Below are 22,434 nucleotides of genomic sequence, written 5' to 3'. Positions count from 1 at the left end.
GAACTCCGGGCGGCACTCCCGACCTAGCTCTCCAAAGCGATGATCGACGGCTTCACGGTACGGCGTTCGAGCCGGCTGTCGGAGGGCCTGTCTGAACCACCGGACGCAGGTTCCCGGTGCTGCACCGGGAGTGCACATGTCACTTCGGGGTGCCCGTGCACGAGAGCCGCGTTCCGGCGTGCACGCCGCCGGTTCCGCATGTCGCTGGCGCGCTTTCGGTTGTGCCACGTCCAGCGGAGCCCCCGTGCCGATCCGGGCTCCATGGACGTGGTTGGGAGCGACCCCCCTCCTCGGCATGCCTCGATCGGCACCGGAGAGGATGGCGATGTGCATCCCCATCCTCCCCGCCGCTGCGGGGTCGCTCCCATCCAGCAATCCCTACGGGAAGGTCGTCGGACCGACGAGGTCGGGCACACCGCGAAGGCACACCCACCGCCAGAGCCGAGACTGGCGGAGACACCCCGCCCTCGCGATGTTCCGGGCGCGCAGATCGTGCGGTCCATCACGAGAGGAATCGAATGATGGCACGCACGAAACGAAGCCGCCGGAGCTACGGCGCCGGCGAATGGGGCCGGAACCGGGTGAGGGTGTTTCCCGATCCCAAGACCGGCTTGTACCAGATCGAGTGGCGGGAGAACGGGCGCAGGCTCACCCGGTCGCTCAAGCACCGCGACTGGACTCGGGCGAAGAAGCAGGCCGACGAGGTCGCCGCCGGGTTCGCCGGTCCGGAGCTGAACGGGCGACGGGAAGCTGAGGCCGAGCCGCTCACGCTGGGCACGCTCTTTGACATCTACGGTGAGGAGGTGACGCCCACCAAGGGCGAACGGGCCCGCCGGAGCGACAGGGTCGCGATGGCGATGTTCCTCCAGTTCTTCGGCAGGGACCGCGACCCGGCCACGCTCTCGCAGCGCGACTGGGATCGGTTCATCCGGGAGCGCCGGGCGGGCAGGATGGGGCTGTCGGGCAAGCCCGTGGGCAACCGGACGATCGAATGGGACCTCACGTTCCTGATCGCGGTGCTGAACTGGGCGGCGAGGTCACGGGATGAGCGTGGGCGGCTGCTGCTGGAGAGGAACCCGCTCAAGGGCCTCAGGAAGCCCACCGAGAAGAACCCCGTCCGGGTCGTCTTGGGCGAAGAGGAGTACCAGGCGCTCCTGAAGGTGTCCCGGCGAGTCAACTGGCGGTTCCGCGTCGCGCTCGTGCTCGCGCACGAGACCGGACACCGCATCGGCGCGGTCCGTCAGCTTCGGTGGTCGGATATCGACCTCGAAGCCGGAGTGGTGCGGTGGCGCGCGAAGCACGAGAAGACCGGCTACGAACACGCCACGCCGCTGACCGCCGAGGCGCTCGATGCCTTGGAAGAGGCGCGGAGGATGAGCCAAGGGACCGGCGACGCCCCTCTGCTCCCCGCGCTGAAGGACCCGTCGGTGTGCGTAAGCCGCTCGCTCGCGCGCGACTGGTGGATGCGGGCCGAGGCGGTCGCCGGACTGGAACCCAAGCGGGGTCGTGGTTGGCACTCGCTCAGGCGCAAGTTCGCGACCGACCTCATGGACCTGCCGCTCAAGGTCCTGTGTGAACTCGGGGGCTGGAAGAACCCGCAGACGGTCCTCAGATGCTATCAGAAGGCCGATTAGGGACAGCTTAGGAAGGCGCTGGAGAGTCGGCGGCGGGTCCGCACCTGAAATCCCGTTCAGCGGGAGTCAATCGGCGGGAATCCGGCCCGCCGAACCCATAAACAAAACGTTCACAACCATGTCCAAAACCAGACGTTCCCGCGGGAACGTCAGGCCGCGGCCAGCGCCTCCAGCGCGGTCAGGGCGTCGGCCCGGCCGCGCGCGTCCGGGAAGAGTTCGAGCGCGAGGGCGACCATGCCGGTCGCGTTCGCCACGGCGAAGCTTATCCCGTTGAGGTTGCGCGTCGGCGGGACGCCCGGGATCGGCCGCGGGTAGCCCGACGCATACAGGACGCGCCGCCCATCGCGGCGGCCGATGCGGACCCGGTGCCGCGGCAGGTCCCAGTCGAGGCACACGCCGAGCGCGCCGGGGAGGCTGCCCGGCAGCCAGCGCTCTCCCTCGTGCGAATAGGCCGCGATGACGAGCGTTCCGGCCCGCGCGGCGCGTTCGACCGCGGGCTGCAACTGTTCGATGCGGCTCTGCCGCGGCGTCCCGAGGCTCAGATTGGCCAGCCGGCAGCCGCGCTCCCCGGCCCAGTCGATCGCCTTCGCCAGCGTCCGGGCGCTCGTCGCGAGCTCATCGTGAAAGACGCGGGCGACGTGGACCCGCGCGCCCGGCGCCTTCTCCTGGATGGCCGCGGTGACGGCGGTCCCGTGGCCCAGCCGGTCGGTCAGGTCGTCGTGCTCGCGGCCGTCGGGCGTGACCGCGATGCCGCCCGCCAGGAGCCCCAGGTGCGGATGGCCCGGGTGCGCCCCGCTGTCGATGACCGCGATCGAGACGCCGCGGCCGGTCCGGCTCCAAAGCGGTTCCGCGCGCATCCGCACGGACGGCGCCACGGGCGGTCCCACCGCCGCCGCCGTCACCCGGCGAACAGGGCGCGGAACGCACCCGGTCGGCTGTCGAGCTCCGCCGGCCGGCCATCCTGCGCGACCCGCCCGTCGCGGAGCACCACGACGCGCTCCGCCCGCCGCGCGAGCTCCGGGCGATGTGTGATGAGCACCGTGGTCCGCCCCCGCATCAGCGCCGCATAGCCTTCAAGCACCTGCGCCTCCGAGGCCGGGTCCAGCGCCCCCGTCGCCTCGTCGAACACGAGCACGGCCGGATCGGCCAGGAAGGCCCGTGCCACGGCCACGCGCTGCCGCTCGCCGGCGGAGAGCTGCCGGCCCCGCTCGCCGACGACCGTCCCGGCCCCCTCCGGAAGCGACGCGAGCAGCCCATCGAGCGCGGCGGCCGCGAGCGCCCCGGCGACCTCCAGATCCGTGGCGTCGGGCTTGGCGTACCGCACGTTCTCGGCGATCGGTGCGTGGAAGATGAACGGATCCTGCTCCACCACCGCGACGTTCCGGCGCACGTCGGCCAGCGCGAGCGCACGCAGGTCCCGTCCGTCGAGCAGAACCCTCCCGCCATCGGGGTCGAGCTGGCGCGAGAGCAGGTCCGCGATCGTCGACTTCCCGCTCCCGCTCGCGCCGACGAGCGCGACGACCTGCCCGGCGGGCACCTCCAGCGAGACGCCTTCCAGCACCTCGCCTCCCCGCCCGAAGCCGAGCCTCACGTCCTCGAGCACCAGGGTCCCCGCCGCCCTCGCGAGCCGCTCCGCGCCCTCCGCCTCAGCGACCTCCAGCGGCGTGTCGAAGAGTTCATGGACGCGGACGAGCGACGCCCGCGCGCTCGCGAGGTTCGCGTACAGCCCCATCAGCGCCTGCACGGGGAAGAGGAGCCGCATCTGGTACGCCATGAAGGCGACGAACGTCCCCAGAGTCGTCGCCTCCGTGATGACCCGGTAGCCCCCGTACAGGAAGACGGCGGCCGTCCCCGTCTGCAGGAGAACCCCCGGCAGGCCTCCCGCCAGGTACGTGAACCAGCGCATCGACATCAGCGCCCGCACGAATCGGTCGTTGTGGCGCCCGAACCGCTCCGCCTCCCGCTCCTGCGCGTTGGACGCCACGACCGTCCGCACCCCCTGCAGCGTCTCGATGAGGAAGCTTCCGATGTCCGCGCTCCGCTCCCGCAGTTGCGTCACGCGCCCCTCGAGCCGGTTCCGGTACCTCACCAGCGCCCAGAGGCTCGGCGGAAGCGCGATGAGACCCGCCAGGAAGAGCCGCGCATCGAGATAGACGAGCATCCCCACGGTCCCGATGAGGAAGAGCACGTTCCCGAACAGCCCGAGCGCCGCGTCCGCCGTCACCCGCTGGATCTCGCCGATGTCGCTGTTGATGCGCGAGACGATGTCCCCGAAGGGCGTCCGCGCGTAGAACCGCGGCGAGAGCCTCTGAAGGTGGCGGTAGAGCGCGAGCCGCATGTCGAAGAGGATGCCCGCCGACACCCGCGTGTACCGCATCCCGCTCGCGACGTTCGCCCCGAACCCGAGGATGGTGATCGCAATGAAGAGGCCGACGATCCTGAGCAGGAGAGGGAAGTCCTGTCCCAGGATCGCATCGTCGATCATCGACTTCGACAGGTAGGGGAGGGCGAGCCCGAGGGCGGTCCCCGCCGTGGAAAGGAGGACCACGGGAAGCAAAGCCCCCGCGTACGGTCGAACGTAGGCGAGGGCTCGGCGAAGGTGCGGGTCCCGGATCACCCGGACCTCACGAAGTCGAACGCCGGATCGAAACCGGATCGCGGGCCGGGATCAGCCCGGATCGGGTACCACGACGACGCTCGTCATGTCCGCGTCCAGCGTGATCGTGCGCAGGAACTCGAACGTCTCCTCGTCGTAGATGTCGATCGTGCTGCCGGCATTGTAGATGTAGAGCTTTGTGCCGTCGGCGCTCGGCATCAACGCCATCCGCGGCCGCCCCGCGAAGGTGACGCGCCCCGCGACCCGCCGGCCCTGAAGATCGAACTTCCACATCTCGTAGTGCCCGATCTCGGATTTGAGCCCGTATCCCTTCGTCCCGTCCGGAGAGAGCACGAACGACACCCCCTCGTCCGGGCCGATGGGGTGGAACTCCACGTCCTGCCCGGCCAGATCCACGGTCGCGATACCCATCAGACGGCGGTTCTGCAGCGGATCCGTCATGCGGAAGAGGCCCGTGTAGACGCCGTCCTCCTCCTGGTAGGGACTCCGGCCGAAGGGAAGCCTCATCTCGCCGAGTCCCGGCTCCAGCGGTTCCGAGATATCCCAGCGGTCCACCTCCTCGAAGGTCTCCGAGTCGAGCGCGACGAGGTCGTCCGTGAACATGTACAGGAGGTCGCCGTCCGGGGAGAAACGGAAGTTGGCGAACCGCCCCGGCTCCTCGTCGGGCCACGGGATGGTATCGGTCACCTCGTACGTGTCGAGGTCGAAACGAAGGATGGTCGGCTCGCCGATCTCGTACCGGTCCGCCAGCTTCGTGCGGCTCTGCACGAACATCGCCATCCATTCCTGGTCGGGGTGGACCTGGAAGGAACGGATCCACGTCCGGGTCGCGCCCTCGCTCAGCGTGAACTCTCCGACGGACTCCTTGGAGGGGAGCGCGATGATCTCGATCGTCTCGAAGAACGGATCCATCACGTAGAGCCGCGATCGGTCCTCGGAGACGTCGAGACGAAGGGAGATCGGACGCTTGACCGGGATCCGGTCCACGACTTCCTCGGTGGCTTCATCCCAGACGAGGACTTCATTGCTGTAATTGCCCATGTACCAGTGGGCGTTACGGCCATTCCCCTGCGCCTCGAGCGTCCGCACCCCGCCCAGGGCGCAGGCGAACGCGATCACCGCGGCGATGCACCGCACTCGTCGGATCACGGGAAGACGAGGTCCAGCTTCCGCCAGTCCTTCTGCGCCGACGCGCACTGCGACGTCCAGTCCGGCGAGTGGTTGAGCTGGTCGGGCACGTGCGCCGGCCAGAAGCAGGCGAGGTGGCAGTCGAACAGATCCCGTTCCACCGGCTGGCACAGCCCGGCCGTGCCGCCGGTCGAATCCACCTCCCAGCCGGGCGAGAACACGAGCGAGCAGCCCAGCGGGATGTGCGGCCCCTCCGGCCGGCTCTCGAGCCCCACGACGTCCAGCTCCTCGCGGGCCACCTGAGCCTCGATGCGGCCGGCCTTCTGGTTGATCGGCTTCAAGTGTTTCACGGCTTCCCCCCTCGCATGCGAAGGTCGGCCGGGCCCGCGCCCGGCCGCGTCAATGGTCGAAGCGGGCCAGGTAACCCGGGTTCCGCTCCGACAACTCTCCGTAGATCTCCAGACACGTGTGCGTCCACGTCCGGACCCAGTTGCAGAAGTGCAGGTTGGGTGCGGTCGTCTCGCCGTGTCTCGTGTGCGCTTCGTGATAGCAGCCGCCCGAGCAGATGGGACGGGCCCAGCACGTATGGCAGTCCGTCTTGTTCTTGATGTGGTGATCCTCGAGGAAATCCTTCTGCCGCTCCCGGTCGATCCCCTCGGCGACGCTCCCGAAGCTGTGGTCGTTCGAGTAGGCGAAGCGGTGGCAGAGCGAGACGTCGCCCCCCGTCGTCACACCCATCAGCCCGAGCCCGGCCCCGCACGGATACGCCTTGCTCACGCCCTTGTGGATCTCCTCCAGCGTGTCCTTCACGTTCGAGAAACCGTGGTGCCGGTTCTCGACCGCGTGATCCAGCCAGTCGCGCGCCAACTCCCCGAACTGGCGCAGCATGCGGTCGTATCCCTCGTCCTCGATCTCGTAGTCGCGCCCGGAGGAACTCGTGACCGGCGCGAAGCCCACCTCCCAGAACCCCATTTCCTCCGTCAGGTGCTGGTAGATCCGGTGGATGTCGAGGTTCTCGCGGGTGAGCGTGACGCGCGCCCCGATCGGGCGGGACTTGTGACGCTTGAGGAGTTCCTTGATCCGGGGCTTGACGGTCTCGTAGGAACCCTTGCCGCTGTGGAAGACCCGCATGCGGTCCTGCATCTCCTTCGGTCCGTCGATGGAGACGGTCACGCCGATCTCGTTGTCCGCCAGCCACTCGATGATGTCGGGGCGGAGGAGCGTCGCGTTCGTCGTGAGACTGAACTCGATCCGCTTCTCCTCCTCCTCCGCGCGGCGGCGGGCGTAGGCCACCGTGTCCTGGAGCACGGGGAAGTTGAGCAGCGTCTCTCCCCCGAAGAAGGTGAGGTGCGCGACCTCGATCGGTCCCGACTCCTTGAGGAGGAACTCCACGCTCTCCCGCGCCGTCTCGTCCCCCATGAACTTCGGGTCGTCCGTGCAGGTCGTGTCGACGATCTTGTCTTCGCCGTACTCGTAGCAGTACGTGCACGCGAGATTGCACTTGTTCGTGACGTTCAGGACCATCGTCGTGAGCGGGAAACCGTCGGGCGGAAGATCGTTCACGACCTGTTCGGCCGGAGCCCCCGCCTCCCCGATGGCGCGGATCTGCTGGAGTTCCAGCAACCCGTCGTGTACGCGGTCGACGGAGTACCGGTCCGAGAGCGAGTTCACGACTTCGCCCGGCGCGCGGGGACCGTAGCTCAGCAGATCGAGGATCGCGGAGGACGCCGCATCGATCCGGAAGATGCCGGCCGAGGGGACGAGATAGAGGAACCGCTCGCCCGCCGCCTCGAAGGCGTGGAACTCGCGCAGCGCCAGTTGGCCGACGGGCTTGATCACGGAACCAGCCTCCCCGTTGGAACGCCCTGCCACGGATCGAACTTGAGATACAGCGGCACCGTGACGATGAGATGGGCGCGGGCGCGGAGATCGCCGGCGCCGGCCGGAGCCGCGTCGGAACCCGCATAGGTCGCGACGACCCACACGTCGCCGATGTTGTTTCGGTTGCCCTTGCGGCTGGAGTTGGGACCGTCGATGGCGGGGGTGAAGATCCCGTCCGGCCCCAGCGCGCCGACGTACTGGATGTCGTCGTCGTCGAAGGTGGCCGTGTACTCCTCCATGCTCCAGCTCACGGGCACCCGCCCGAGCCGGAGGTCGTCCTCCGTATTCGGTTCGCCGTCGGGGCCGTCGTCCCACCCGATCGCGTCGTAGGGTTGATAGCCCTTGGGGAAGGCCGCGCCGCCGATCCGCGCCATGCCGGCGCGCGGTGTCACCTCGAGGCGGTCCACGCCGTCGTGGACCTGAATCGCGCCCGCCAGACTGACGCCGCCCACGAAGAGGTCGCGCCCGCCGACCGCCGCATCGTCATCGACCGAGAGGCGAAGCGTGACCTGGCTCCCGTCGCCGCCCGTCGCGGACTCGACCCGGACGCCCGGCCCGAAATCGAAGTCCATCGCGTCGGGACTCGCCGGGAGGTTGGCACCGTGGACCCGGAGTTCGGTGGACGAGGCACCCGTGCGGATCGCCCGGGGGTGCACGCCCGACACGACGGGGCCGCCGCTCGCGCGAGTGAGCTTCACGTCGGGGCCGAACTCGTCGTACGCGCCCGTGAACCAGCGGCCGGTCATCGCCTGCCATCCGCGGTCCACCGTCATGACTTCCCGCAACTCGTCCGCTCCGCCGGGATTCGACCGTCCCCGCCACTGATAGCCGGTATAGACGATGGCCGTCCCGCTGCGACGCACCTCCTGCCCGGACTCCGCGTACGTGTACGTCGCGCGGGAGCGGAACTCATCGGGTCCGTCGCCGGCGGAGATCTCGACCGTGCCGAAGATCTGACCCTTCCCGGGCTCGAAGCCCGCCAGCGCCCAGGTGCCGGCGAGGCGCGGCGAGCGCATGGAGGCCGACCAGGCGGACCATTCGGGCGTATCGAGAGGGAAGGCCTCGGAAAGGTGGTCGATCGCCTCGTCCACCGGCTGAGGTCCGTCGCCGCCGTCCTGGAAGCCCTGGAAGTCGACGAGCGGGTAGAGGCCGCGGTGCGTCGCCATGAGGAGTTCCCACTCCTCGCGCGTGCGCCGCTGGGTGATGACGCGGCCCATGCTGTGGCACTGGATGCAGGTGTTCTCGACGTCGCGGTCCGCCTCGTAGACGTGTTCGATGAGGCGGCGCTCGACCTCGAAGCGGCCGGGCTCGAGTTCCTCCGGAGCGAGGCCCTGCCGGTTGGAGAGATAGCGCACGACCTCGCGCGCCTCGTCGGGGCCGAGGGACACATCGTTGAGCGCCATCATGCGGCGAACCGACGTCTGCCACCCTTCCGGCGTCTTCCGCTCGTAGGAGATCCGTGTCATCCGCCCTTCGTCATCGCGCTCGTGACAGCGTTGACAGCGACGGATGATGATCTCGTGGTCGATCGGATAGCCCTCGTCGTCGGCCTGCGCCGGGGCTCCCGCGATGTCGGCGAACTGAGTCGAAGGGAGGTCGACGGGCGAGGTCGAGGGCATGCCCGGGACCGGAGGAAGCGCGCGCGCGCCGAGAAAAACCAGCGCACCGACGGCCATTCCGGCCGCCGGCAGTCGGTCAAGTGCCCGTCGCGTAGTCGCTTCGCGTCTCATCCATCCTCCGTTTCGAACCGGTAGATTGTGCGCCAATCGGTGCGGCCGCGCCACCCCGAACGCGGCCTTCTCGACGCCCTGCGGCCGCCCGCCGGTCCCGCCATCACGGGCTGGCCAACTCGAGGAAGCCCGCGCCCACCGCGAAGGAGAGGGCGGCCAGAAAGTCCGGGAGCGGCGCCGCCGTCCCCCGCCGGTTGTACGTCTCGAACAGGTCGGGAACCTGGTCGGAGTCCGGCGCGATTTCCACGAGCCGGCGGAGGTCGACATTGCGTACGTAGCGCGCGCCGTCCGGGAGTCGGTCGGAGATGAGGTGGACCTCGAGGGCGATCCGGCCGTCGACGATGGCGGGGCGCCGCACGCTCGAAAGTCGCGGCGCCGGGCGGAGACGCACGGCCGGCAGCGAGCGGATGGTCTCCCACGCCGTCCGCACCTCGGGGCGCGCCAGGAAGGCGTCGACCCGGCGCTCGGCGAGCGAGCGGTCTCCGGGTTCCGACACCGCCGGCGCACCGGGCGCGGAGGCGGGCCCCGGGATGTCCGCCCCCGCTTCCTGCGCCGCGGCCAGGCGAACCTCCCAGAACGCGTGGTCGTTCGCGGCGGCGGCCTGCTCGAAGAAGGGGACGGACAACGCCCGGTAGGTGCGGTACACCTCGCGTTCGCGGTCGTCGTACAACTCGCAGGCAGGTCCGGCCATGGCGTCATCCTCGAGCCCCGTATGCGTCACGATCGCGGCGAGCCACGCGGAGGCGAGCGCCTTCTTGACGCCGTACGAGGAGAGGGGGTCGATGAAGGAGCCGGCGTCGCCGACGAGGAGCAGGCCCGGCCGGCCGTGCGAGGTCGCGCCGTAGAGCGACGCGGGACATACCCGCACGGGCCCGTCCAGCCGGCCTCCTTCGAGGCGCCGGCCGAGCCGCGCCGCCTTGGCGAGTTCGGCGCGCCACATGCCGCCGAGGCCCTTCTCGCGCGCCAGATGCGTGCGGCGCGGGTCGACCATCGCCGTGACACAGCGGGTACGCGGAGATGTGGGCACCGACCAGGCCCACCCGTCCGGGTAGCTCTCGATGAGCGTGCAGCCGGGGTCCGGCGGAGCGTGCCCGCGGTCTGCGGTCCAGCGGCCGACGAGCGCGAGCGTGGCGATACCGCGTTCGCGCGCCCGCAGCCCGCGACGGGCGAGCACCCCGGCCCGGCCGGAGGCGTCGAGCACCCAGCGGCCCCGGTAGCGCGCGGCCGAAGTAGCCACGCGCCAGCCATCGGGCTCCTCGGCCGTCTCGATGACCGGTCCGTCCGTAACGAGGCGCACGCCCGCCTCGCGGGCCACTCCCTGGAAGACGGCTTCGAGCGCCGCGCGCTCCGCATGGAAACCATGCTCGGGCACCCCGAACCGTTCTTCACGGCGGGGCATCCCGGCCCACCAGACGGTGTTGCCCTCGTTCGGCACGAGGCCCGCCGCGTCCAGGGCGTCCAGCGCTCCTACGCGTTCGAGAAGCTTCCGCGCCGAGCCGGGGATCGACTCGGCGAGCCATTTCGCCGGCGGGGCCGGCCGCGTGATCAGCGCGACATCATGCCCGCGCCGCGCCAGCGACGCCGCGGCGGCGCAGCCGGCCGGCCCCCCGCCGACAACGAGGACGTCGTATGGCGTATCTGTCAGGTCGGCTTACCGCTCCCGCCGCGCGAACCGAAGCAGCACGTCGCCGCCGCTCGGTCCATCCGTCGCGAAGCAGTAGAAGCGTCCGTCACCGCCCGTCCCGCGCAGATTCTCGAGGCTGCAGCCCCGCGACCCGTGCGCCTCGTTCCACGAGGTCGGGTTCTGTCCGCCGCCCGTGCGGTCGTGGTGCCCGACGAGCGCGCTGCCCTCGGCGCTCGACGTCCAGTTGCCGCACGTCGTGTCCCCGTCCGCGTCCGACGCCATTCCGCTCATCAGCGACCCGGTGAGGATGTCGTGCTGGTTCGGCTGGTCGCCCCGGCCGTTCACCTCATCGCCGTTCTCCGTGAGGATCGTGGCCTTCGTGAGGTTCGGGCCGTTGCTGTGCAGGTGCTCGACATCCCGGGCGATCATCGTGCCCGCGTGGTTGAACCACGGCCCGTCTCCGATCCGGTCGCGCGCGTTCACGGCGTCTGCGCCCGTCGTGCTCAGGTAGGCCCGCCACGTGCGGTCTGGCAGGCCCGCCGTCTCGGCCAGCGCCTCGCAGTACGCGTCCGCGCCCTCGAGACCGCCGAGATCCGCGCCGTCCCCCGGATTCGAACTGGTGATGAAGAAGCTGATGTTCTCGTCCTGCGCCGCCGCCCCGCTCGCGCCGAGCGCGAACAGGATGGCCATGAAGCCAATCGCGCGTCTCATCTCCGACTCCCGTGCTGGTTGTGACGAAATCTGCTAACGCCGGATGTATTTTCTCATCTGACGGGGCCCGACCTCGGCCCCGTAGAGGTTGCCGTGCGCGTCGACGGCGATTCCCTCGGCGCCGCTCGTGCCGGACGCATCCTGGTTGGGCTCCGGATCCGGGATGAATGTCGTGACCCAGCCGGTCGCGGCGTCACCGATGTACACGCCGCGGAGCCACCCCTTGTTGCGACGCGAGTTCGACTCGGAATCCGTCGAGTAGAGGACATCGCTCTCGTCGATGAACAGCCCGCTCGGACGTCCGAACTGGTGCCAGGTTTCGAGGTGGTTCCCCTCCTGATCGAAGATCTGGACGCGGCTGTTCCCGCGGTCGCCGACGAAGAGACGTCCCTGCGAGTCCATCGCGAGCGCGTGCGGGTCGCGGAACTCGCCGTTCGCCGTGCCCGCGCGCCCCCACTCCATGAGGAAGGTGCCATCGGGCGCGAACTTCACGATGCGGTTGTTGCCGCCCGCGTCGTGCCCGTCCGCCACGAAGATGCTGCCGTCCGGTGCGACGAGGATGTCCGACGGCTTGTTGAAGTGGTTCGGGCCGTCGCCGGCGACGCCTTTCTCGCCCAGCGTCATCAGGACCTCACCCTCGGGGCTGAACTTGTAGACCACATGTCCCCAGCCCTCCGGCACCGGCGCGTATCCCACGGCGTCGGCGACCCACACGCTGCCGTCCTCCTCGACGAACATCCCGTGCGGCCAGGCGATCAGTCCCGAACCGAAACTCCGCACGACGTTGCCCTCGGTATCGAAGAGCAGAATCGGGTCGACATCGCTCTCGACGCACAGGTTCGCGCCGCACCGCTCGCCCACCCAGATGTGTTCGCCGTCCGGGGCCGGGTAGACGGCGCTGGTCGCGCCCCACGTGCGTCCGTCGGGAAGCTGTCCCCAACCGTCCATCGCCCTGTAGGGGTTCGGCGCCGTCAACTGCGCTTCGAGCGCGCCGGCCCCCGAAACGACCGCCGCAAGCGCGAGTCCCGTGACGAGTTCGATTCGCCGTGTGCCTTGCATCCGTCCTCCTGTGCTTCCGGTCCGTGCCATCCACATCATGTCCCCCCCTTCGCCTTCGCCGCCAGCCGGCCGAAGGGTCCGCTGACCGCCCACGCCGCGCCCACGACGATCAGCGCCAGCGCCCCCCAGCGCATGAGGGCGGCGGCCAGCGCTCCGTCGAGGGCGGGCCACGCAAAGCGGTAGGCCAGCAGGTCGGAGCCCCGGTCCGTCATCCAGTGCCAGCCGGTGTGCGCCAGCAGCGCCGAGCCGATGATCGTCCCCATCCGCTCCGCCACGACCTTCCGGAACAGCACTTCGACCACCGGAACGGCGACCGCGACCACGACGAGCTGTCCCAGTTCCACGCCCACGTTGAACGCGAGCAGCGACGTGAGCAGGTGCGCGCCCGCGAACTGCAGAGACTCGCTGAGCGCGAACGAAAAGCCGAAGCCGTGCACGAGCCCGAATCCGAACGCGAGCAGCCAGCGTTTTCGAGGCTTCGCCCCGACGATGTTTTCGAGCGCCATGTAGACGATCGAGAGCGCGATGAGGGTTTCGATCAGCGGCGGGAACCAGAGTGCGCGCGGCGCGATGCCGAAGGCGGAGGCGATGAGCGTGATCGAGTGCGCGATCGTGAAGGACGTGATAACGGGGATCAGACCCCACAGCGTCCGCAGCGGGATGACGAGACAGAGGAGGAAGAGGAGGTGGTCGATCCCGTCGAGGATGTGCGTGAAGCCGAGCGACACGAAGCGCAGCGCGGCCTGGTGCCAGCGGGGGTCGAGCCGCACGAGTCCCGGGTCGCCGACGTACTGGAAGACGCGCTCCGGCCGGTCCGGCGGCCGCAGGCGCAGCACGGTGACCGTGCGCAGGCCGAGGTGCGCGAAGCCCGGATCGATCGAGAAGCGGGATTCGTCCGACGCGATGTCGTACTCCAGCAATACATCGAGCAGAGCCTGACGCCACGGGAGCTGCAGCCCGGGGTCGAGCGGCGGGGCGTCGAAGTGCGCCAGCGCCGTCTCGTAGCTCGCGAAGGACCGGTCCGAGGGAAGCGAGACGCGGGTCGCCACGATGCGGGGCGCCTCCAGGCGTCGATCTTCCTCGTAGAACGTCACATAGTCGGCGAGCCAGAGTTGCGCCGCATCGCGGAGGAACGGATCCGCCGCCTCCAGATCCAGATACCCGAGCCCGTACCGGGGGAACTCGATGTCCCGCATCGCCTCGAGCGGCGCCCGGACGAGGAAACGGAGACGGGATCCCTCCGGCGTGACGAAGGCCTGCACGGTGACGTCCGCGGGAATCTCGTGCGGCGCGGCAGGGGGTGCCCCGGCCGCGCGATCCGACGCCTCCCGCTCATGCGCCTCCCGCTCGGGCGCCGCCCGCGCCACGCCGGCCAGACTCGTCAGGCCGTAGAGCGCGAGAACGCACCCCATCAAGGGCGCCGTGCGCCGGGTGGGACGCCGTGTATTGCCTCGCTTCATCCTGCAACGATGGCGCGGCCGGCCCGCGCCGTCGACCCCGGCCGGTCTCTGGACGAACGCGGATGGCATCTGTAGCGTGAATCGATCGGCCAAAGTTGGAATCGGGCGACTCGGGAGCGACTCAGGATCCGCAAGGAGAGACAGCCATGAACGGAAAGCGGCGAACGCTCATCTTCGGTGTGGTCGCGGGTATCGCTCTCGCGCTGGCGTGCGGCCAGGCGGCCATGGACGACGGGGCCCAGGCCAGCGAGGGGCAGGGCGTCGAGGCGCCGATGTTCGAGGTGGATCCGTTCTGGCCGAAACCGCTGCCGGACCACTGGGTGCTAGGCTCGGCCATCGGCGTGGGCGTGGACTCGCGCGACCACGTCTTCATCGTGCACCGCGGCAACCTCATCGAGCGCACCGAGGGCGGGGCCGACGCCGATCCGCCCTTCGGCGAATGCTGCCGCGCCGCGCCGCCCGTGCTCGAGTTCGATCCGGACGGCAACCTCGTGAACGCCTGGGGAGGTCCCTCCGAGGATTACGTGTGGCCCGGCTCGAACCACGGGATCACCGTCGACCACATGGACAACCTGTGGATCGGCGGCAACGGACCGAACGACACGCACATCCTGAAGTTCTCCCGCGACGGCGAGTTCCTCGCCTCCTACGGCGAGCCGGAGGCGGGCCCGGAACCCGACAGCCACAGCGAGACGCGCTTCAACCGCGTGGCGAAGCTCGCCTTCGACGCCTCGGCCAACGAGGCCTACCTCGCGGACGGCTACGGCGGACGCAGGGTCGCCGTGCTCGACGCATCGACCGGAGCCTTCAAGCGCTACTGGGGTGCCTACGGGAACGCGCCCGACGACACCCGGACGCCGCCCTACGATCCCGACGCGCCGCTCATCCAGCAGTTCCGGACGCCGGTGCACTGCGCCGAGCCTTCGCTCGACGGCCTCGTGTACGTGTGCGACCGCCCCAACGACCGCATCCAGGTCTTCCAGACGGACGGCACGTACGTGGACGAGGTGCAGATCGCGCCGCGCACGCTCGGCGACGGGTCGACGTGGGACATCGCCTTCTCGCGCGATGCGGACCAGAAGTACATGTACGTCGCCGACGGGAAGAACATGCGGGTCTACATCATGGACCGCGCCTCGCTCGAGATCCTGACCAGCTTCGGGGACGGGGGCCGTCAACCGGGCCAGTTCTTCGCCGTCCACAGCATCGCGACGGACTCGAACGGCAACATCTACACGACGGAAACCTACGAGGGGAAGCGCGTCCAGAAGTTCGTGTACATGGGCCTGGGCCCGGTACCGGCCGAGCACCAGGGTCCGCCCTGGCCGCGCGGCGACCAGTAAACCGTCGGACCGGCGAGGAGGTACGGCCATGAACGGGAAACGGCGAACCCTCATCGGCGGTGTGATGGCCGGCGTGGTCATCGCGCTCGCCTGCGGGCAGGCCGCGATGGACGACGCGGGCTCGGCCGACGCGGCGGGACAGGGCGTCGAGGCGCCGATGTTCGAGGTGGACCCCTTCTGGCCCAAACCCCTGCCGGAGCATTGGCTGCTCGGCTCCACCGTCGGGGTCGGCGTGGACTCCCGCGACCACGTGTTCATCATCCATCGCCGCGCCTCGATCAATCCCGGAACGGAACTTGGGCTCGATGCGGATCCGCCGACCAGCGAGTGCTGCCGGGCGGCCCCGGAGGTGCTCGAGTTCGATCCCGAAGGGAACCTCGTGAACTCGTGGGGAGGCCCGTCCGACGACTACGTGTGGCCCGAGTCGAACCACGGGATCACGGTCGACCACATGGACAACGTGTGGATCGGCGGAAACGGGGCGAGCGACTCGCACGTCCTCAAGTTCTCGCGCGACGGTGCGTTCCTCGCGTCGTACGGGCAGCCGGCCCTGGGGCAGGAGCCGGACAGCCACAGCGCGACCCGCTACAACCGCCCGGCGAAGGTCGCCTTTGACCCGGGGGCGAACGAAGCTTACGTCGCCGATGGCTACGGCGGCCGCCGCGTGGCGGTGCTCGACGCGTCGACGGGCGAATTCAAGCGTTACTGGGGCGCCTACGGAAACGCGCCGGACGACACGCCTCCGCCACCCTACGATCCGGATGCGCCGCTCCTCCAGCAGTTCCGCACGCCCGTCCACTGCGCCGACCCCTCGCTTGACGGACTGGTCTACGTGTGCGACCGCGCCGGCGACCGGATCCAGGTCTTCCAGCGGGACGGGACGTACGTGGATGAGATGATGATCGCGCCGCGCACGCTGGGCGCGGGCTCGACGTGGGACATCGCCTTCTCGCGCGATGCGGACCAGAAGTACATGTACGTCGCTGATGGATCGAACCACAGGGTCTACGTCGTGGACCGGGCCTCCCTCGAGGTTCTGACGACGTTCGGCGACGGAGGCCGGCAGCCGGGCCAGTTCATCGGCGTCCACAGCATCGCGACGGACTCGCAGGGCAACGTCTACACGACCGAGACGTACGACGGGAAGCGGCTCCAGAAGTTCGTGTACATGGGCATGGGCCGCGTACCGGCCGAACAGGGCCCCCTCTGGCCAGGCCGCTAGGAGACCCGGGCCCCGCCAGGAGACGATCCGGAGCCGCTAGGAGACCTGCAGGCGCGCGTACAGGTAGCGGCCGTTGAAGCCCATCGCCGAGAATGAGCGGTAGGGGAAGATCCCTCCGAACGCGTCCACCCGCGTAGGGAAGGAATCGAAGAGGTTCTCGCCGCCGACCGTGAGGCGCCACCTCTCCGCCAGATCGATGTGGACTCCCGCATCGAAGATGACCTTCGGTTCGAGGAGTCGGATCCTGTGGGGGTGCTCTCCGACGCCGAGCGCGCGCAGCTCCTCCTGCGCCCCGTAGACGTTCGCCCCGAGGCCGAACTCGAACGCTCCGCTCGTGAACCCCGCCTTGAACCTGCCGCGCCAGTCCGGGCGTCCCTCCTCGAGGAAGAAGACGTCGAACCCGTCGTAGATCCTGAACGATTCGTCCCGCAGCGCCTCGTTCTCCTTCGCGCAGGCCGCGATGTCGCCGTCGGGGCAACGCCCGCGGACCTGTCCCCAGTTCGCGGAGGCCCCGAGTTCAAGGCGTGACGCCTCCCCGAGCCGCCGCCCCCACGTGACCCCCGCATCGATGCCGTACGACCGCAGGTCGATCGCGTTGGCGAAGAAGCGGACCGATTCCGCGGCGAAGTCCGCCAGCAGAAGCTCGACCAGGCCGCTGGCGCCCGTCTCCAGCCGGTTGGAGAGGAGGACGGCGTCGTCGACGTCCGTCGCATAGCCGTCGATCGTAATGCGCAGGTCGTCGGCCGGCGTGAGCGCAAACCCCGCGCCGACGGAGCGCGACCTCTCCCCCCGGAGGGGCGACGCGCCGACGGCCCGGGCTTCCGGCGCGTCCACCGGAAACGTGCCCGCCTCGAACCCGAGGATCGCGCCCGGCTCGTCCGGGCCTTCGCGACGCCCGGCCGCGACGTGTCCGTAGTGGGACTGGCTCAAGGCGGGCGGCCGAAATCCCGTGGACGCGCTCGCGCGGAAGACGGCGGTCCCGGAGAGGGCGAGGCGCAACGCGAGCTTCCCGTTCAGCGTGCCGCCGACATCGCTGAAGCGTTCGTAGCGTCCCGTCGCGGAGACCCGTAGCTGCCGCGCAAGCGGCGCGTCTACGTCACCGTGGAGGCTGACACTCGACCGGTACCAGCTCCCGGTCTCCTCCGGCCGGAAACCGGTGAAGCGTTGAGCGCCCGCCGCCGCGACGCCGCCGCTTTGGGTCGGGTGAAAACCGTCGATCCTCGACGCGGGTTCCCCCGCCAGAATCCGGTACCCGTCGACGCGGAGCGTCGCCCCGAGGGCGAGGCTCAGCGGCCCCGCGCCGAGTCCCGTCTCGATCCGGCGTCGCACGTCGGCGTTCGCAAGGAACTGCCGGTTCTCGAGCGCGCCCGTGGAGAACCGGGTGCGGTTCGGAATCCCCGGGTCGTCCGCGGTGCCGGGAATCCCGTCCGCGCCGGGCGCGCACGCGGACTCGAGGCAGGGCCCGAGCGACGGGTTGAGCGTATCGAACAGCTCATTGTCGATCCGGTTGGCCCCGTATTGCGCGCTCAGATCCCAGCTCCAACCCCTCCTGGACCCATCCCCGGCCTCGGCCTCGGACCCATCCCCCCGCCGATCCTCCACACCTCCCCGGAGGCCTGTGACGAGGGAAACGTCCCGCGTATCGGTGTCGAAGCTCGGCAGAAAGCCCAGCGGATGGATCCCGGGCCAGTTGCGGTCCTCCATCGAGCGCACGAAGAAGCCCGAGTGCAGGTCCCGGCGCCGACTGTAGCCGCCGAACGCGTAGAGTTCGGCGCCGCCGGAGTCGGCGCGCGCGGCCGTGAGGGGGAGTTCGAGGTTGGCGAACAACATGAAGTTCGAGGACTCGCCGTCTCCCCACAGGTGGTTCGGCTGCGCCACCTCGTTGTGCTTGCGGATGACGAGACCCTGGTCGACGAAGTCCGCGTCCCCCGGGAGGAGCTGGTCGCGGCCATCGGCGCGCGCGCGGTTCACGGGTTCCCGCTGGCTGAACGCGCCCGTGAGGTTCAGGGTCCCGCTGCGGCCGATGCCGAGTCCCCAGTTCCCGGAGAGGTCGTAGCGAAGTCCGTCGTCATCCCATTCGTCCGGAAAGTGGTGGCCGACGGAGGCGATGAACTCGGGCGCCGAGACCGTGTTCCGGAGACGCACGTCGATGACCCCGGCGATCGCGTCGGAGCCGTGCCGCGTCGTGCCTCCGCCGCGCGCGACCTCCAGGCGGTCGATCGCCTGAAGCGGGAAGGCGTTCATGTCCACGCCGCTCGCGCCCGGAAAGGCGCCGCCGCCCAGCGTGTGCACGACCGCCGTGGCGTGGCGGCGCTTCCCGTTCACGAGGACGAGCGTGTGGTCCGGCGAAAGCCCGCGCAGCTGGAAGGGTCGAACGCCCGACGTGAGATCCGCGAGCTGCCGGCGCGGGAAGTAGGCGGATGGCAGGAGTTCGCTGAGGACGGAAGCGAGTTCCGCCTGTCCGGCCTCGAAAAGCTCCGCTCGCGAAAGAACTTCGATGGACGCGTTCGTCCGCTCGTAGGCCAGGGTGTCCGCGGATGCGCGACCCGACGGGCCGGCCTGCGCCTCGGCGGCCCGGGGCGCGGCGGCGGAGTACGCCGCGGCGGCGGCGAGCAGCAGCGTCCCGAGCTGGAACCGCGCGGGTGAGATCCGCGTGTCGGTCATCCCGCATGTTCTCACGCGCTCGCGTCGAGCGCCAACGTGCGGCGCCGGACCCGGCCGTCGCCGCCGGACCCCGGCCGTCGCCGGCATCCATCCTCCCGCGCTGTACGGCGCGCGGATGGAGCGCAAGATTCGGGGCTCGGCCGCACTGAACGACTTCCGAAGGATACGGCAACCGTGGCAGAATCCCGCATCGCCCGACTGACGACCCGAATCGCACGGACCCTGCTCGCGCTGGCGCTGCTCGGCACTTCCGCTTCCGCGGGCGCGCACGCCCAGCCCGTCGACGACGGTTGGCTCGATCTCCTCGAATGGCGCTCGATCGGACCCACCCGCGGCGGCCGCGTGCTCGGCGTGGCCGGCCACCCCACGGACGATCTCGTCTTCTACCAGGGCACCGCCGGCGGCGGCGTCTGGAAGACCGGGGACGGCGGGGCGAACTGGCGGAACGTCTCCGACGGCTACTTCGGCACCGGCTCCGTCGGGGCCGTCGAGGTCAGCTCTTCCCACCCCGACATCGTCTACGTCGGCATGGGCGAGACCTGCTTCCGCGGGAACGCCTCGCACGGCGACGGCGTCTACCGCTCCGACGACGGGGGCGTCAGCTGGCAGCACCTCGGGCTTGCGGAGACGCTTCAGATCGCCCGCGTGCGCATACATCCGGAGAACCCCGACATCGCCTGGGTGGCGGCGCTCGGCGACGCCTGGGGCGCGAGCGAGGCGCGCGGCGTCTACCGCACGCGCGACGGCGGCGCGAACTGGGAGAAGGTCCTCTACCGGGACGAGGACACCGGCGCGATCGATCTCGTCCTCGATCCCGCGAACCCGGACATCCTTTACGCGTCGTTCCTGGAATTGAGGCGCTTCCCCTGGGGCTTCCGCAGCGCGGGCCCCGGCACCGGACTCTTCAAGAGTACCGACGGCGGCGACACGTGGACCGAGCTGACCGACAATCCCGGCCTCCCGTCCGGTCTCAAGGGAAAGATCGGCATCACCGTCTCGCCGCGGAACTCCGGTCGTCTGTGGGCGATCGTCGACGCGGCGCGCGGAGCGAAGGGGATCTTCCGCTCCGACGACGCGGGAGAGACGTGGACCCGCGTGAACGAGGACGCCGACCTCCTGCAGCGCCCGTGGTACTACCACCACATCGTCGCGGACCCCGGCGACGAGAACACGGTCTTCGTCCTCAACGTCTTCCTCTGGAAGTCGACGGACGGCGGCGAGACCTTCGAGCGCGTCTTCACGCCGCACCCGGATCACCACGACCTGTGGATCGATCCCGCGAATCCCCGGCGGATGGTCAACGGGGGCGACGGCGGCGCCGCGGTGAGCTTCGACGGCGGCCTCTCGTGGTCGAGTCTTCTCAATCAGGCGACGGCGCAGATGTACCACGTGACCGCCGACCACCAGACGCCGTACCGGCTCTACGCTTCCCAGCAGGACAACACGTCGATCTCCGTCCCCGTCCGCTCGGATTTCGGCCGCATCGGCATCGAGGACTGGTACACCGTGGGCGGAGGCGAAGACGGTTACATCGCGGTGAACACCGAGGATCCGAACATCGTCTACGCGGGAGATCACCACTGGGTGTACCGGTACGACCACCGCAACCGGCAGGTGCGGGACATCTCCCCGAACCCCGAGACGCACTACGGCTGGGGTTCGGCCGACATCAACTACCGGTTCTGGTGGACGTACCCGGTGATGACGTCGCCTCACGATCCGGACGTCCTCTACGTGACGTCGCAGCACGTCCACCGGACGACGGATGAGGGTCACAGCTGGGAGATCATCAGCCCCGACCTCACGCGCGCCGACCCGAGGACGCTGGAGCCGACCCCGGCATACGAAGACGAGGAAACGGGAGAGTACTGGGGGCCGATCACGCGGGAGGCGTACGGTCCCGAATGGTACGCGACGATCTTCGCGTTCGCAGAATCGCCGCTCGAGCCGGGGCTCCTGTGGGCGGGATCGGATGACGGATACATCCACGTGTCGCGCGACGGCGGCGCGAACTGGGAGAACGTGACGATCCCGGATCTGCCCGAGTTTGCGTTGATCTCCATCCTCGAGCCATCGCTCCACGATCCCGCGACGGCGTACGTGGCCGCGACGCGGTATAAGCTCTCCGACCATGCCCCGTACCTGTACCGGACGACGGACTACGGGGAGACGTGGACACGGATCACGGCGGGGATCCCGGACGACGACTTCACGCGCGTCATCCGCGAAGATCCGGGCCGGGCCGGGCTCCTGTACGCCGGCACCGAACGCACGGTCCATGTTTCGTTCGACGCCGGGGACTCCTGGCAGCCGCTGAGTCTCAACCTCCCGGTCGTCCCCATCCACGACCTCGTGCTCCGGGATGGGGACCTCGCGGCGGCCACGCACGGGCGCTCGTTCTGGGTCCTGGATAACGTGGACCTGCTCCACCAGCTCGCGGCCGGGGAAGCGGCGAGCGAGCCGAGGCTCTTCCGTCCGCCGACCACGACCCGGTTCAATCCGGGCGCCTCACCCGCCGCCCTGTTCTCGACCATGGGTCGGCCGGGCGCGGGGGATCCGGCCGGGGCGAATCCGCCGGATGGCGTCGTGATCCCGTACTACCTGCCCGAGGCCGCGCCGGGCGGGATCACGCTGCGGATCCGCGAAGGCGAGGCGCTGATCCGCGAGTTCTCCAGCGAGTCGGCCCCGGAGCCGGCCGGGGCGGGCTTCTTCGGCCTGGGCGGCAGCGGCGCGGCGCTCTCTGCCGACGTCGGCGCGCACACCTTCGTGTGGGACCTGCGCGTGGAGCCGGCCGACGTGCTCGACGGCGCCGTCTTCCAGGGAAACGCTCAGGGTCCTCGCGTGCCGCCCGGCGACTACACCGTCGAGCTGGATCTCGGCGAGCGGACCCTCTCGCAGCCCTTCACGGTCGTGCGCGATCCGAGGGTGGACGTGACGGACGAGGAACTGCGCGCACAGTTCGAGTTCCTGCTCGAGGCGAGGGATCGCCTGACCGAGACGATGGAACTCGTGGCGAGGATCCGGGACCTGCGCACCCGGGCCGAGCAGGCCGTGGAACGCGGCGGGGGAGGGGACCGTCTGCAGGCCGCGTTCTCCGAGTTGAACGGCGAACTCTACCCCGTCGAGGAGCGCCTCGTGCAGTACCGGGCTCGCGCCGGTCAGGACCTGATCGCGAACCCGACGGGCATCGACAGCAAGCTGGCCCGGCTCATGGGGTTCGCCTCGATGGGAGACGGCCCGCCCACGCAGGGACAGATCGATCTGCTGGCCCGGCTGGGGGTCGGAATCGAGGAGCGAACCGCGGCGGTGGACGAAATCGAGCGCACGACCTACGCCGAACTCGTGAGACTCGTCCCCTGAG

Annotated in this window: 15 protein-coding genes; 4 read left to right on the top strand and 11 right to left on the bottom strand. The window is 69.7% G+C overall.

Annotation, left to right across the window (positions count from 1 at the left end):
* The first annotated feature begins 518 nt into the window (after positions 1-518).
* Complete coding sequence (locus tag ACQY5G_RS01465; protein WP_428276333.1) at positions 519-1,634, top strand: tyrosine-type recombinase/integrase; 1,116 nt, start codon at positions 519-521, stop codon at positions 1,632-1,634.
* Between the two features lie 149 nt (positions 1,635-1,783).
* On the opposite strand, the gene ACQY5G_RS01460 is transcribed toward ACQY5G_RS01465, so the two are convergent.
* The 10 genes from ACQY5G_RS01460 to ACQY5G_RS01415 form a co-directional block, all read right to left on the bottom strand.
* Positions 1,784-2,509, bottom strand: a complete 726-nt coding sequence (locus tag ACQY5G_RS01460; protein WP_428276331.1) for a S8 family serine peptidase — start codon at positions 2,507-2,509, stop codon at positions 1,784-1,786.
* A 23-nt stretch (positions 2,510-2,532) separates the two neighbouring features.
* Positions 2,533-4,251 carry an ABC transporter ATP-binding protein gene (locus tag ACQY5G_RS01455; RefSeq protein ID WP_428276329.1) on the bottom strand — a complete coding sequence of 573 codons (1,719 nt, stop codon included), beginning with the start codon at positions 4,249-4,251 and terminating at the stop codon, positions 2,533-2,535.
* Between the two features lie 51 nt (positions 4,252-4,302).
* A complete protein-coding gene (locus ACQY5G_RS01450) occupies positions 4,303-5,400 on the bottom strand; it encodes a YncE family protein (RefSeq protein WP_428276327.1) in 1,098 nt (365 codons plus the stop codon).
* Entirely contained in the window at positions 5,397-5,729 is a 333-nt protein-coding gene (gene qhpC / locus ACQY5G_RS01445) for a quinohemoprotein amine dehydrogenase subunit gamma (RefSeq protein ID WP_419861890.1), read from the bottom strand. Before qhpC ends, ACQY5G_RS01450 begins: the two co-directional genes overlap by 4 nt.
* A gap of 49 nt (positions 5,730-5,778) precedes the next feature.
* A complete protein-coding gene (gene peaB, locus ACQY5G_RS01440; protein ID WP_428276324.1) occupies positions 5,779-7,218 on the bottom strand; it encodes a quinohemoprotein amine dehydrogenase maturation protein in 1,440 nt (479 codons plus the stop codon).
* Positions 7,215-8,936 carry a quinohemoprotein amine dehydrogenase subunit alpha gene (gene peaA / locus ACQY5G_RS01435; protein ID WP_428276322.1) on the bottom strand — a complete coding sequence of 574 codons (1,722 nt, stop codon included), beginning with the start codon at positions 8,934-8,936 and terminating at the stop codon, positions 7,215-7,217. Before peaA ends, peaB begins: the two co-directional genes overlap by 4 nt.
* 157 nt (positions 8,937-9,093) lie before the next feature.
* Entirely contained in the window at positions 9,094-10,635 is a 1,542-nt protein-coding gene (locus ACQY5G_RS01430; protein WP_428278627.1) for an NAD(P)/FAD-dependent oxidoreductase, read from the bottom strand.
* Positions 10,636-10,641: 6 nt separating this feature from the next.
* Positions 10,642-11,325: a hypothetical protein gene (locus ACQY5G_RS01425; protein WP_428276320.1), complete on the bottom strand. Its 684-nt coding sequence runs from the start codon at positions 11,323-11,325 to the stop codon at positions 10,642-10,644.
* A gap of 33 nt (positions 11,326-11,358) precedes the next feature.
* On the bottom strand, positions 11,359-12,384 hold the full coding sequence (locus ACQY5G_RS01420; RefSeq protein WP_428276318.1) for a peptidyl-alpha-hydroxyglycine alpha-amidating lyase family protein: 1,026 nt from the start codon (positions 12,382-12,384) through the stop codon (positions 11,359-11,361).
* Between the two features lie 35 nt (positions 12,385-12,419).
* Positions 12,420-13,796, bottom strand: coding sequence for a HupE/UreJ family protein (locus tag ACQY5G_RS01415; RefSeq protein WP_428276316.1), 1,377 nt, complete (start codon positions 13,794-13,796; stop codon positions 12,420-12,422).
* A 194-nt stretch (positions 13,797-13,990) separates the two neighbouring features.
* On the opposite strand from ACQY5G_RS01415, the gene ACQY5G_RS01410 reads away from it, so the two are divergent.
* On the top strand, positions 13,991-15,187 hold the full coding sequence (locus tag ACQY5G_RS01410; protein ID WP_428276314.1) for a hypothetical protein: 1,197 nt from the start codon (positions 13,991-13,993) through the stop codon (positions 15,185-15,187).
* Positions 15,188-15,215: 28 nt separating this feature from the next.
* Complete coding sequence (locus tag ACQY5G_RS01405) at positions 15,216-16,409, top strand: hypothetical protein (RefSeq protein WP_428276312.1); 1,194 nt, start codon at positions 15,216-15,218, stop codon at positions 16,407-16,409.
* A gap of 36 nt (positions 16,410-16,445) precedes the next feature.
* On the opposite strand, the gene ACQY5G_RS01400 is transcribed toward ACQY5G_RS01405, so the two are convergent.
* A complete protein-coding gene (locus ACQY5G_RS01400) occupies positions 16,446-19,073 on the bottom strand; it encodes a TonB-dependent receptor plug domain-containing protein (RefSeq protein WP_428276311.1) in 2,628 nt (875 codons plus the stop codon).
* A 174-nt stretch (positions 19,074-19,247) separates the two neighbouring features.
* On the opposite strand from ACQY5G_RS01400, the gene ACQY5G_RS01395 reads away from it, so the two are divergent.
* The gene (locus ACQY5G_RS01395; RefSeq protein ID WP_428276309.1) at positions 19,248-22,433 is read left to right on the top strand and encodes a WD40/YVTN/BNR-like repeat-containing protein; all 3,186 of its coding nucleotides are present in this window, start codon (positions 19,248-19,250) and stop codon (positions 22,431-22,433) included.
* The last annotated feature ends 1 nt before the right edge of the window (position 22,434 follow it).

It is taken from the genome of Candidatus Palauibacter sp. (genome assembly GCF_965261555.1).
Classification (GTDB): Bacteria; Gemmatimonadota; Gemmatimonadetes; order Palauibacterales; family Palauibacteraceae; genus Palauibacter.
Note: the sequence above shows the minus strand (reverse complement) of the source record. Positions and strands in the feature narration are given on the sequence as shown.

Bases quoted from the DNA above. Each gene is read 5' to 3' on its own strand.
- ACQY5G_RS01465 (WP_428276333.1), top strand. From the start codon at position 519: ATGATGGCACGCACGAAACGAAGCCGCCGGAGCTACGGCGCCGGCGAA.
- peaA (WP_428276322.1), bottom strand. From the start codon at position 8,936: ATGGCCGTCGGTGCGCTGGTTTTTCTCGGCGCGCGCGCGCTTCCTCCG.
- ACQY5G_RS01425 (WP_428276320.1), bottom strand. From the start codon at position 11,325: ATGAGACGCGCGATTGGCTTCATGGCCATCCTGTTCGCGCTCGGCGCG.
- ACQY5G_RS01420 (WP_428276318.1), bottom strand. From the start codon at position 12,384: ATGCAAGGCACACGGCGAATCGAACTCGTCACGGGACTCGCGCTTGCG.
- ACQY5G_RS01415 (WP_428276316.1), bottom strand. From the start codon at position 13,796: ATGGGGTGCGTTCTCGCGCTCTACGGCCTGACGAGTCTGGCCGGCGTG.
- ACQY5G_RS01410 (WP_428276314.1), top strand. From the start codon at position 13,991: ATGAACGGAAAGCGGCGAACGCTCATCTTCGGTGTGGTCGCGGGTATC.
- ACQY5G_RS01405 (WP_428276312.1), top strand. From the start codon at position 15,216: ATGAACGGGAAACGGCGAACCCTCATCGGCGGTGTGATGGCCGGCGTG.
- ACQY5G_RS01400 (WP_428276311.1), bottom strand. From the start codon at position 19,073: ATGACCGACACGCGGATCTCACCCGCGCGGTTCCAGCTCGGGACGCTG.